Consider the following 12,959-nt stretch of genomic DNA (forward strand, 5'->3'; position numbering starts at 1 on the left):
CTTTTGGGACATCCCCATAGCTCAAGGTATTGACCTATGATCTCTTTGGCGATCGATACAGGCGGTTGCATCGGTCATTGGAAGTTTATATACAATCGGCTTTTTACTTTTTGTAAGCCGAGAGCTTCTCCATTGCAACATCCAAAGAAGACCGCCTTCTTCTTTTTTCTTTTGTTTCTTTTACGGAGCCAACCAAAACTATTCTGTGTCTCGGTATTTTTAATATGTAAGTTTTGTACCAATAAGGTTGTGGTTTGGGAATCTTAATATTTACCGCTCCCTTTTTGATGAGGAATTCTTTATTTTTCCAATATAAAACGGCATGATCTTCATATAGTTCAAGCTGTGCTTCTTCCTCCTTGCTGCTCCAACATTTTGCAGCAATCCATGCCGGCAGCGACATAGCAATAGGAATTAAACCGAATATCACATAAACAGCATGCATGGGATGTTCTCTGAAATAAAGCGGTCCATCTTCCGGTCCTTTCTCAATACCGGAGAACACAAGAAATGCATAAAAAGTCAAAAGCCCAAGACTTACTCCGAATAACACCATAATATACAATACACCGGGTGAATATTTATTGCATTGAAATGTTATGCTTCTCATAATATACAGCTCCTTTTGCAACGCTTTATTCCATGACAAGCACTAACTATTGATACATCTCTTTAAGCGATACTAATATCACTTTTTTGTCCTGTAACGTATCAAACCATTTTGTATAACCTGACAGTGAAAACAAAAGATATGTTACAATGTCGTATGTCGGTGATATTACATTTGCTCGCCGTATCAACGTTTCATATATTCCCTTATCTATCTTTTCATTCTTAAATTTACACTCTCCTATGACCGCTTTTTTTTCCATTTCTGACAATGCAACCACATCAATATCCGCAGATTGTATGACTTTCTCTCCATTGCTATTCAAAACGGTTTCCGTTCCCCACCATGTACCAACAGCTGTAATAAAACAATTAAATTTTCCAAGAATTCCTTGTTTCAAGGTATAATATCTGCACATATCCTCAAATACTGTTCCCATAAAAGAATGTAAAATTGGTTTTACTGCTTTTTTATAATACAGTTCACCCTGTCCCATTTCTATTACACTGGTTGCCTTTGGAACAAATTCATACCAAAACTTAAACATGTGGTCTTTTAAAACGTACAGTGTCTTTTTCTTATTCTTTTCTTCTGTGATACATTTTTTCTTTTCTACCAACCCTACACTTATTAATTTTTCAATAGAATAGAGAATGGTCGGCTCTTTTTCATTTATTTTGTTAGCGATAACATTGATGGTATTTTTTCCTGATGCAATCTGCTCAATTATATTATTAACCACTGTGATGTCTGAAAATTCCTGTGTCAGAAGGTTTCTTGTTTCATCATATAAATATCCGTCTGTTCGAAAGAATAACCGTACAATATTTTCATCAAGATTTTTCTTAGGATCAATCATTGACAAATACTTTGCTACCCCGCCGGTGATTCCATAGCAGATTGCTTTGTCCTCATAAGAATACTTCGGTACGAACTGAGCTGCATCCAAATAGTCAAATGCTTCTAATTTTATTTGAGAATCCCGTCTTCCAAATAACGGGCTTTTTTCACTCAGCACCTTGTTTTCCATAAAACTTAATGCAGATCCGCACAGTATAATTTTTAAGTTTTTAGTCCGCCAAACGGTATCAATATACTTCTGCAATACTGAAAGCAGCGCTTCATCTTTTTCTGCCCAATACGGTAATTCATCTATTACCAGTAGCATTTTTTCATCTGACATATTTTGTGCAATAAAGTCAAACACAGCCTCGATTGTACGAAAGTTTATGTCTCCAATGCCTGCTAAAAATACATCCGTTACCTGTTTTGAAAATAATTCCAGATTTCTCTCTTTACCCACTTTAGTGGCTGTATAAAAAATTACCTTTTTATCTTTCACAAATTCCGAAATAAGGGTAGATTTGCCAATACGTCTGCGCCCGTATATAACAGTCATTCCTAGTCCGGGTTTTTGATAAAATTCATTTAGATACGATAATTCTTTTTCTCTTCCAATGAACATATTTACAGCCTCATCAATAGTTTTATTCAAATTGATTTTATTAAAATTGATTTGAATAAAACTGTATCATATTTCATTCTGTTTATCAAGTCAAATGTACTAAGTCAAATGTACTAAGGTAACATTAAACCATGTTTGAGGTGGAGTGATACAATAAAAGTACAGTGCCAAAATTGCCGAAAAAGAGAGGCGTGTAAAATAAAAGCCGTACAAACGGTACGACTTTTATTTACCCAAGTTTGCGGTGAGCAAACTTATATATTATATACACGTTCTTACTTCGTTGCGAACATGCGTAAAAAGTCAATCGAAAGTTGATACTTTTTTCTTGACTTTTTATGGAAGAAAAGGCAATGAAACGGTACGATGAGAACTTTAAAATTGAGGCATTGAAGCTGTCGGACGAGATCGGAGTGAAGAAAGCGTGCGAGCAGCTTAACGTGAACTACGGAAGGTTTATTTTCAGCCGCTAAAATAGCGCGGCTTAAAAACACTTCAAGTTTGCAATGCAAACTCGAAGTGTTTTTAAGCGGTACCATTTGTACCGCTTAAAATAAACCTTGGGATAATGCACGGATGGAAAGCTGGTTTGCGATGCTGAAAAAGGAAAAGATATATCAGCTTGATACGACAAAACTGACCGTGGAGGAAGTCAAGACAATCGTCTGGAGATACACGTTTGCCTATTACAACACCAAGCGTGTAACGACAGTAAATCCCAATGGCTTACCTCCACTGGTATATAGAAAAACAGCAGCTAAAAAAGGTGCTGCTTAAATACATTTGGGATGTTTAGGCACTACACTACTATTGACTATTCCACAATATCACCAATGCGGCAATAATGTTTCCCCGCGAGCGCTTTTTGCGGGATGTTGAAGTTCTCGGTTTTTTCTTTGCCGCAGTACCGGTACGGCTTTTCGATTTTGATTGAGTTTTTCCCGCCGTTTTTTTCGGCGCCGATTTTTTGCTTGTTTTTAATTTATCCTCTTTCTCGGGCATAGGTGAAAGCATAAAAACAGTGAGGGAGAATGTCAAGCATTTTCATAAATTCTTAATTATGAATTATGAATTAAATTACCGGATCTCGCCGCGTTCAACTGAGAACTTTCCTTCTTTCTTTTTTGCTTCTACCTTTATATCGCCGATGGGGTTCCACTCAACCGCAAAAGTTATTGTCGGACTGAATTCATAATATTTGCGGGCTCCTTCATTTTTTATCTGCGGTTTAATTTCGCAATTGAATTTTAATGTCCAGTCTTTAAGATAGTGAGTAAACCCTATGTCGAGCGATTGCAGTTTAAACCCCGACGCTTCTCGTTTCGATCTGTCCCAAAAATAAAATGAGTAAGCCAAATCGGTAAGTATATTGGTCTCGCCCGGAATAACCACCGGCAGATTCAATGCTTTTTGAAAATATCGGGCAATAACATCATTTCTACTCGATGAACCGAAAGAAAAATCCCAAAATTCATGAATATTAAAAATAATCTTAGGAGCAAACGTAAAATAACTGTCGGTGCTCCGGACTAAATTAAACTGTAATGTTGAAGATAGTCCCAACTGTATTTTAATGCGGTTTTTCCAAGCATAAATAGTAAGGGCATTCGACGTATTGGAAAACGAAAGGCCTAATGCAAAAGGAATAAACCGTTTTTCCGTACCGTCTAATATCCAGCCGCTCCCCGGCACAAGTTTTTGCGGTATTTCTCTGCTTTGGGTATAGAAGGCGGAAAAATATTTCCATCCTAAAGTGATATGCAGCCGTTCACTGCTCTTATCCTCAATATTATAAGTGTAGCTTTGAGTACTCCGTATATCATACGGAAGCGTCCATGTCAAATCCGTTTTTAAGGGTTCCCAAGCCCATTTTTTTGCTGTATTTTCTCTTTCAAATAACTTACCGGAAGCTGTAAATGTCCCATAAGGAAACGAAAGATTTAACGATGTACTATATGCCTGTAAAAGGGGCGGCAGGTTTATCGAAAAAGTGATTTTTTGCGTATACTTTTCTGCAAGCACAATACCGAATACCGCCGAGCCCGTATGAGTGGTGATAAACTCCTTGTTCCATTTTACCCTCTGCGTTTCCCATTTCGGGGCATCATGGGTGCCGGTAAACACATTTTTTGCCAACACTTCGGTGATGCTCCAGCCGAACGAGACCGGTTTAAATAAATCCGTATACACCAGCGGATTAACAGTTACCGAGTTTTCATTCTTTAAGGTATAAACATTAGCCTTGAAGTCGTTCAACTCTAAGACCGGCTTTCTGCTTGTATCCCGCGTCCATGGGTGCTGCTGATAGTTACCCGAAAAGACAAGATTGCTCGAAAGAGAAATAAGATTTTGTGAATATGAAAATGAACCTCGTAAACCGGCATTCCCCTTCAATTGGTAATACCGCGATTCATAGTCTTGCCATTTTATGTCTTTGGGAGCATTCCACTGCTCATTAGCAAAGGTTGTTTCCTGTAAAGCGGAAAAATCACCCGTATAGTTCAGCGAATATGTAATACTGTGATCAAATTCTTTACCGTACAGCGGTTTAAATACCGGAATAAAAGTATCTAAAAATTCCCGTTTTTCCGTTTTTTGACTTTCCGATTGTTTAGGCTCTCCTAGGCCTTCTTCCGATGAATTGGGCGGTGTGTTATCCTGCGTAATAAACGGATGAGGAATTCCTTCCACATCGGGAATTTTTTCCGCTTTTTTTTCCGCAAACATCGTATTGGAAAGAATTGTACCCGCAATTGAAATTTTTCCTTCCGGCTTAAAAAGCCGCGGATAAAAAAACTCTCTCTGCGGTGCATGCAATCCTTCAACAGGATCGATAGGGCGTGTTTGTTTGGAAGAAAAATCTACTGCCAGCGATGCGGTATCAAGATTAAACGAAGTAATCCACGGATTAAGGCCTTTCAATGACGGCCGTATGGAACCGTCGATTTTCCAAGAATAGGAAGTCTCACGTCCGATATCGGCTCCTTTCGACAATTTGTCCCTATTCAAAAGATAACTAAACCAATTCATATCTTCCGACCGGTCAAAAAAATCTTTTTTAAAATAAGGGTCGGAAATAAAGGGCATATTTATCGAAAATTGAAACGGTGCTTGGGAGATACCGAAATTGATATGAGCTCTATACCGGAACGGCACGGATATTCCATAAAGAAAACTCTTGTTATAATGCCGTTGTCCGTCACTACCATACGTTATATGCGAAATACCGTCGATCCCGGTATTTTTAAGAGGAAAAAGCGTCCGCGAAAAACCTAACAAGAGTGAGAAATCGAGCTGTCTAATCAGTGTATTTTTCGGCACTACCTTTCCGTCAATTCCGACTAAGCCTCCAAGCTGTGAATACGTATCTGCGAGTAATTTGATATATGAGGAGCCCGCATCGGTGTCATCTTCGTTCAAATTTTTAAAAAACAAACCGTTCCGTTCCTGTTTTTTCAGCCGATCGCTTTTCATAAAATTGGAGAATGAACCGGATGTTTTGGAGTCGGTAGTGAGCGGTTTACGTCCGAAAAGATACGTTGTCGTTTGAAGAAAATATCCTTCGCGGTTACGGAAACCGAACACAGGATGGAAAATCATTTCATCGGCTGGGTAATAAAAAAACGGCAGATAGAATATCGGTACAATTCCAATGGAAAAATAACCGTTAGCAAAGGCAAGTTCATTTCCGGGCAGCATCCAAATCCTGCTTGCACGGATAGACCACAGCGGTTCATCGTCGGGATCGGTATTGGTGCTAAGTGCGGCGTTTTTAAATCCGGTTGCACCGCTTGCATCCCGCCCCACTGTCGCAGATTGAATGGTAAAAGGATTGCTTCCTCTTTTCCGCGGGGCTTGTTTGATTGTCCCGTCAAGAAATATTCCTTCCATCTCGTCGATATTGAATAACAGTAATTCTCCGGTGAATTCTTCTGCCTCCTCGGAACCGCCGGTTTTTCTGCTGTACCGGACATTTCCTTCGGCCTCAATCATGTTTTCGGAGCGGTTATACACCAATGTATCCGCTTCAATCGTAGAAACGGATGAACCGTCTTTTACCGAAAGCGAAACACCGCCGGTGAACATAATAATATCGTCTTTTTTTGCTTCGACAGCTTTTTGCGCCTCTTCCGTCGTTACCTCTAACGGTTGAGCTTCGGCATTAGCGGCAGCATCCGACGGTGCGCTATTCTGCGGCGTTTCACCTTCACCGCTCTCCCGAACAACACCTGCCGCCGATTCCTGCTCACTCTCCGCGGTGTTTTCCGTCTTCGGCGTATCTGATGTTTCGGCTGTCTTCGGCGTTTTAGCCGCCTCTTCCGTCTCCGGCATATCTGCCGCTGCTGCCGTTTCTTTTTTGGTCTCTTGTTCCGTTTTTTTACCGTACTGAGCCTTGTTCTCTTTTTTAAACACCTCCATTATGCGGACGGAATTGATGGTAATAACCTTAGATTCTGTACTATTCTGCGCAAAAGAAGAGAGAATGAGTAAAAAAAGAAAAAAAACGGAGAAGGATACTTTTTTCATTGCATGGAATCTACACCGGTTTTCGCTGCTGCCGGTCAAGCATCTCCTTAATATAAAAGCCGGTGTAAGAATTTTTTACTTCGGCAACTTCTTCCGGCGTTCCTTCCGCAATAACGGTACCGCCACGGAAGCCCCCTTCAGGACCGAGATCGATAATATGATCGGCTTGCAGGATGACGTCGAGGTTATGTTCTATCATCAAGACGGTGTTTCCCTGATCTGCCAGCCGCTGAATAACTTCCATCAACTGCTTGACATCGGCAAAATGCAGTCCCGTTGTCGGCTCATCCAAAATATAAAGCGTCTTACCCGTCGACCTCTTGGAAAGTTCGTGCGCCAGTTTAACCCGCTGCGCTTCGCCGCCTGACAGGGTAAGCGCCGACTGTCCGAGCTTGATATAACCGAGCCCTACCGAAAGGAGAGTCTGCATTTTGCGGGCAATCTGCGGGATGGGGGCAAAAAACTCGGCGGCTTCTTCGATGGTCATATCAAGCACGTCGGCAATGTTTTTTCCCTTATACCGCACATCGAGCGTTTCCTTGTTAAACCGCTTGCCGCGGCATACATCGCAGGTGATATACACGTCGGGTAAAAAGTTCATTTCTATTGCGATAGCGCCGTCGCCCTGACAGTGCTCGCAGCGGCCGCCGCGCACATTAAACGAGAACCGACCCGGCTTATAGCCCCGCGCCTTCGATTCCGGTAAGTTGGCAAACAAGTCGCGGATAGCGGTAAAGACTTCTACATAGGTTACCGGATTTGAGCGGGGCGTTCTGCCGATGGGGCTCTGGTCGATATTGATAACCTTGTCGATATATTCAAGCCCTTTAATCCTTTTATATGCGCCCTCCGGCAGGCCGCTGCGCATCAGCGCGTTGGACACGGCGGGATACAGCACATCCGAAAGAAGCGTGGACTTTCCCGAACCGGAAACCCCGGTGATGCAGGTAAAGGCTCCGAGCGGAATGGAAACGGAAACATTCTTTAAATTGTGTTCGGTTACTCCCTGCACGGTTAAAAAGGAGCCGTTCCCCTTCCGCCGCTCTTTCGGTATTTCCATGCAGAGCGTTCCCGCAAGATATTGGCCGGTAAGGCTCTCCTTTACCTGCATCACCTCATCGGGCGTACCCGCCGCTACGACGGCGCCTCCGTGCACCCCTGCTCCCGGCCCCAAGTCTACGATATAATCGGCGACTCGGAGAGTTTGCTCGTCGTGTTCCACTACGATGAGCGTATTGCCGAGGTTGCGCAGGTACAGCAGGGTGTCGATAAGCCGTTGATTATCCCGCTGGTGCAGCCCGATGGACGGTTCGTCGAGGATGTACAGCACCCCGATTAAGCTGGAACCGATTTGGGTTGCAAGCCGTATCCGCTGAGACTCCCCGCCGGACAGCGTCGCCGCCTTGCGTTCGAGGGTAATGTAGTCAAGTCCCACGTTTTTCATAAACTGCAGGCGGGATGTTATCTCCTTCAAAATCTGATGTGCGATGGTTTTTTCCGTTGCGGTCAGTTTGAGTTTTTCAAAAAACGTAATCGAATCGCCGACGGAGAGGCTGCTCAGCTCGTAAATGTTTTTACCGCCGACGGTAACGGCTAAGGCCTCCGGCTTCAAGCGTTTTCCGCCGCAGTGTTCGCAGGTTGTTACCGCCATGTATTTTTCAAAGTTTTCCCGCTGAGCTGCGGAAAACGCTTCGTTATAGCGGCGCTGCATATCCGTATAAATTCCGAGCCACGGACGGCGGTACTTAGACTTACCGGTTCCGTCCTGCCGTTCATAGACAAATTCAATCGGTTCGGCGCCGGAACCTTCCATAATGATCTTGAGTTCTTTTTTTGACAGCTCTTTTACGGGTGTGTCAAGCGAAAAGCCGAAATGATGGGCGAGCGCCTCAAAACGGGCGCGGTTCCATGCGGAATCGGGATTATAGGGCAAGAAAGCCCCTTCGTTAAAGGATAGCGAGGTATCGGGCACCATCAGCTTAAAATCAAAATGCTGCTTATGCCCCAAACCGGTACACTCCGGGCATGCGCCGTAGGGATTGTTAAACGAAAAGAGGCGCGGCTGCAAATCCGGCATCGAAATACCGCAATCGGGGCAGGCATTTTTTTGCGAAAAGAATACCTCGGTTACCGGGTCGTTTGCAGTCTTTTGCCGCAGCGCGATCAATGTTCCGCCGGAACTTTCAAGCGCCGTCTCTACCGATTCCGAAAGCCGTTTGCGTACATCGGCGGACAGCTGAATACGGTCGACGACAATCTCTATCGTGTGTTTTTTCTGTTTATCGAGCTTAACGCCTTCTTCCAGATTAACCGTCAGTCCGTCGATGCGCGCCCGGAGAAAGCCTGCCTTTTGGGCATCTTCGATAATTTTTTGGTGCTCACCCTTCTTGCCTTTAATAATCGGCGCGAGGATCTGAACGCGGGTATGCTCTTCCCAGCTCATAATCGCATCGATAATTTGATCGACCGTCTGCTCCTGAATTTCCTTCCCGCACTGCGGACAATGCGGGTGCCCCGTCCGCGCATACAAAAGCCGGTAGTAGTCGTAAATTTCGGTTACCGTGCCGACCGTCGAGCGCGGATTACGGTGCGTAGTCTTTTGTTCTATAGAAATAGCCGGGGATAGCCCTTCGATATAATCAACATCAGGCTTATCCATACGGTCTAAAAACTGCCGCGCATACGCCGAAAGGGATTCCACATACCGCCGCTGCCCCTCGGCAAAGATAGTATCAAAGGCAAGGGAACTTTTTCCGGAACCGGAAAGCCCCGACACCACGATGAGCTTGTCGCGGGGCAGCTCTACGTCGATATTTTTCAGATTATGTTCGCGCGCGCCTTTAACAATCAGTTTATTCAGGTGCGCAATATTCCGTGTTTCTTTTTCTTGCATAATTGAGAACCTCTAATTGAGCACCTCTCGAAACCTCAGTTTTAAGAGGTGTTCATTAGATTTATTTGCGAGTTTTTAGAGATGCTTAAAGATTAAACTAAGAATCTTCGCTTACTTCGCTTTGCCCTGATTCGCAACGGCGTTGATTTTCGCATTGATTTTTTCTTGATCGCCTAAATAGGCCTTGCTCACTACGTTAAAATGGGTATCGAAGTCGTAGACAAGGGGAACGCCCGTCGGCAGGTTCACTTGGATAATCTCTTCATCGCTCAGGTGTTCAAAGTATTTAATAAGCGCGCGCAGCGAATTACCGTGTGCCGCAATCAGCACCCGCTTTCCCGCAAGCATATCTTTTTTAATCGTCGATTCAAAATACGGAATAGCCCGCGCAATCGTATCTTTGAGGCTTTCGGTTCGCGGCAGTTCAGCCTTATCGATGCCGCGGTAAGGAGTTTGCAGATACGGACAGCGCGCATCGTCTTCGGAGAGAACAGGCGGCGCAATATCGAAGGAACGGCGCCAAATCTTTACCTGTGCCTCCCCGTATTTTTCAGCCGTTTCCGCCTTGTTTAAGCCCTGCAAGTCCCCGTAATGCCGCTCATTCAGTTTCCATGTTTTAACGACGGGAAGCCAGTTGCGGTCAAGCTCGTCCAATACAAATTGCAGCGTATGGATTGCCCGCTTTAAGTATGAGGTGTAGCAGATATCAAAGTCAAAACCGGCGGCAGCAAGTGCTCTACCTCCCTCTTTTGCTTCTTCTACACCCTTTTCCGATAATTCAACATCAGTCCAACCGGTAAACAGGTTCAACTTGTTCCATTCGCTCTCGCCATGCCGTATAAGCACTAATTTCATTTTATCTTACACTCCCTTAGGAAACTCCGATTATCCGCAAACAGGGTTTCATCGGGATTCCCTTATAAAAAAACGGTAATCCATCTCCGAAAATATCGGATATTCTTTTTCTCTTTTAATCAGCCGATCGGTACCGACCGTTCCCGAACCGAGCGAATCATACACATCGGTAAAAGCATTAAGATGCTCCTCGCACTGTGCGGCGGCATATTCTGCAGAAGTTTGGGCATCCGTCATCAGCGGCCAATCCGTCGACTGCGCAAGCAGCAGCTCTTTTGCGGCCATATTCAGCGTCCGCTCTTTAAGGCCTTGATCATCGGGGAAACGCCCTGCAAGGTCGATCATCCGTTCGGTGGCCTTTTGAATACGCGGAAACATCCAATCGTTGGAACTGTTAATCAGCTCATCCGCATACCCGCTCGGTAAATTGGAAGCATAAAAAGGACTAATGCTCTGTATCCGCCGCACTCTTTTAAGATATTCGGACGGTAACGCACAATGCATATCGTGCAGCTGCGCAAGGTTACGGAAAACCGATTCCAACCAGTATATTCCTTCCATCCACGTTTTTCCGAGGAACCGGAGCGGCAGTACGGAAACCGAACACAGCGGATCGGCATCGAGCAGTTCTGCAGCCTCAGTTAATACTGCGTTCCGGTTTGCCACAAACCGTTCCGCATCCCTTTCCGCCTGCATTGCCCCCGCATGTTCGTCATAGAGGCTGCCGGATCGCCGGGAGTAACAAAGACCGGTGGTGCGCCGTCCTTTCTTCACATCGAACAGCGTAGAAAGCGCCTCACCATCCAGTTCAAACCCGACGTCTTTATCCGTATCGAGGTAGTCGGGGTGCAGATAAAAACCGGTTTCGGGATGCGCAATATCGGCGCACGCAGTGCTGTCCTTGCCAAAAAAAGAAAACCCGCTCTCTCCCATTGCCGCAGAAAAGATTCCGTTTACCGGCGGCCTATCCGCAAATAAAAAGCTCTGAGTTTCCAATACGGTATAGTCGATGCCGTAAGACTTGATGATACGGTCTACACCTGCGTCATAGCCCATTAAGGGAAGCCAAAAGCCGAAAGGTGTTGTTGCAAAGTTCTCCCGAAAACTACTCAGTCCCTGTTCAATCTGGGCGGTTAGCGCCTCAGGCATATCCTGATAAAACGGAAAAAAACACGGCGTTGCCGACGTTGCGAGAAGTTCAATGCAATCCTTGGCGGCAAAGGAATTTATCCTGCTTAAAATATCTTTTTTATAACGGACGTTAAAGTCCTCTCGGTTAAGCGTAAAAAACTCAAGTGCGTGCCGTATCAGAGCTTCCCGCGGTGCGCCGGCCGCCCGTTTCAGTTCCTGCCGTGCAAATGCAATTTGCCGACCCAAATACGCACCGTACCGTTCTCGGCAAAAGGAGGAGTTAAGCATTTCGCACAAAAGCGGAGAAATAACCAGTGCACACTTAAACGGAACGGTATCCGCATCCAAGCGCTCGCACATCCGCAAAAACGGTAAAAAACCGTATGACAGCAATTCATAGAACTGTGCCGCCTCAAGAGGTTCATCCCCATCCGCATGAGGAATATAGGGCACATGAGCATGAAAAATAAAAAGCAACGTCTTTTTAACCATCGGGCACCTCGAATATACGATTCTTCGAACTCGTGGCATTACTGAAACAAAAGTGTTCAGCAGGTTTTCTATCTAAAAGCCTGCCGGTAATGCCGAAAGTGGGACTTTTTCAAAGCAGCCAATCCCGATAAACTGATTATTTTATTCACCGCGTTTTGAGCGATACAAAGCCGCTGCGGAATATTTTTCCGCTGCATGCCGACAATATGCGATTGTGCGAGTACCTGTTCGCGGCCGTTCGTAAAATGAGCCATTAAATCGATGCGGTGCAAGTATTCATCAAAAGAAACATGCACATAGTGCCTGCGATCTTCCTTAGGCACTTCTATATCAAAAAAATCCAGCGATTTTGCCGTATCACCGGGGTCAAGCGAATGCACCCGCAGTGAAAAAAACGAAAAATCTTTTGATTCCGTTAGTTCGGTAAACAGCCGGCGATGAAAATCCCAAAAAACAAAGAACCAAAGCGGATTCTTTACAACAACCCGTACCTCGGTCATGTTATAGCTTGTAGCCTCGTGAGGTTTTGCAGATATCCTACTCGAATCGCTGCCGTCTTCATCGCTCTCCGCCCCATCATCCAGGTCGAGCAGCTCACCGATTAAAAGGTGCCTCGTCAAGTCCGACGACAGAAAAAGCCCGTATTGGTCGGCCAGCGTAAACAGCGCATCAGTCGAGAGTGTCTGCAAATAGGATCTGGTAAATTTCACCGTGTTACCCATTGCCGCATCATCTAAAATATTCATCGTTATGTCAAGACTCAAGCAGGCATGTATTTCTTACACCAAAAACCTTATTTCTCTTTCACGCGAGCTTACTGTTTCGGGTGATTAGCATAGCGACATCAGCGTCTCGACGATTCCATTAAAATCAACCGAAACCCGCTATTTCGTGAATGTTCCTTGATTTTTTTGAGGTTTCCTCTTGTCATTTTTATAAAAATAGAACATAGTAACACAATGCTAGTACTGTGTTCTCGCTATCGG

9 protein-coding genes are annotated in these 12,959 nt (G+C 44.6%); 1 reads left to right on the top strand and 8 read right to left on the bottom strand.

What is annotated here, in order from left to right; translation table 11 throughout:
- Positions 1 to 103: 103 nt before the first annotated feature.
- Positions 104 to 610 (bottom strand): hypothetical protein, encoded by a 507-nt coding sequence (locus tag HMPREF1222_RS03255; RefSeq protein WP_006189214.1) that lies wholly within the window; start codon positions 608 to 610, stop codon positions 104 to 106.
- 46 nt (positions 611 to 656) lie between these two features.
- Complete coding sequence (locus HMPREF1222_RS03260; RefSeq protein WP_016518194.1) at positions 657 to 2,075, bottom strand: ATP-binding protein; 1,419 nt, start codon at positions 2,073 to 2,075, stop codon at positions 657 to 659.
- A gap of 576 nt (positions 2,076 to 2,651) precedes the next feature.
- Between HMPREF1222_RS03260 and HMPREF1222_RS03270 the strand changes: the two genes are divergently transcribed.
- Entirely contained in the window at positions 2,652 to 2,852 is a 201-nt protein-coding gene (locus HMPREF1222_RS03270; protein WP_016518195.1) for an IS3 family transposase, read from the top strand.
- 30 nt (positions 2,853 to 2,882) lie between these two features.
- Here the strand turns inward: HMPREF1222_RS03270 and HMPREF1222_RS03275 are convergent, their stop codons facing one another.
- From HMPREF1222_RS03275 to HMPREF1222_RS03300, 6 genes are all read right to left on the bottom strand, one after another.
- Positions 2,883 to 3,077: a hypothetical protein gene (locus tag HMPREF1222_RS03275; protein ID WP_038076472.1), complete on the bottom strand. Its 195-nt coding sequence runs from the start codon at positions 3,075 to 3,077 to the stop codon at positions 2,883 to 2,885.
- 75 nt (positions 3,078 to 3,152) lie between these two features.
- Complete coding sequence (locus HMPREF1222_RS03280) at positions 3,153 to 6,602, bottom strand: hypothetical protein (protein ID WP_016518196.1); 3,450 nt, start codon at positions 6,600 to 6,602, stop codon at positions 3,153 to 3,155.
- A gap of 10 nt (positions 6,603 to 6,612) precedes the next feature.
- Positions 6,613 to 9,495 (bottom strand): excinuclease ABC subunit UvrA, encoded by a 2,883-nt coding sequence (gene uvrA, locus HMPREF1222_RS03285; protein ID WP_016518197.1) that lies wholly within the window; start codon positions 9,493 to 9,495, stop codon positions 6,613 to 6,615.
- 111 nt (positions 9,496 to 9,606) lie between these two features.
- Positions 9,607 to 10,350 carry a 2,3-diphosphoglycerate-dependent phosphoglycerate mutase gene (gene gpmA / locus HMPREF1222_RS03290; RefSeq protein WP_006189209.1) on the bottom strand — a complete coding sequence of 248 codons (744 nt, stop codon included), beginning with the start codon at positions 10,348 to 10,350 and terminating at the stop codon, positions 9,607 to 9,609.
- Positions 10,351 to 10,398: 48 nt separating this feature from the next.
- Positions 10,399 to 11,973, bottom strand: coding sequence for a 1,4-alpha-glucan branching protein domain-containing protein (locus HMPREF1222_RS03295; RefSeq protein WP_016518198.1), 1,575 nt, complete (start codon positions 11,971 to 11,973; stop codon positions 10,399 to 10,401).
- Between the two features lie 68 nt (positions 11,974 to 12,041).
- Positions 12,042 to 12,719 (bottom strand): DUF4912 domain-containing protein, encoded by a 678-nt coding sequence (locus HMPREF1222_RS03300; RefSeq protein ID WP_006189207.1) that lies wholly within the window; start codon positions 12,717 to 12,719, stop codon positions 12,042 to 12,044.
- Positions 12,720 to 12,959: the final 240 nt, after the last annotated feature.

Origin of the sequence: Treponema vincentii F0403 (genome assembly GCF_000412995.1) — a bacterium.
Classification (GTDB): domain Bacteria; phylum Spirochaetota; class Spirochaetia; order Treponematales; family Treponemataceae; genus Treponema; species Treponema vincentii.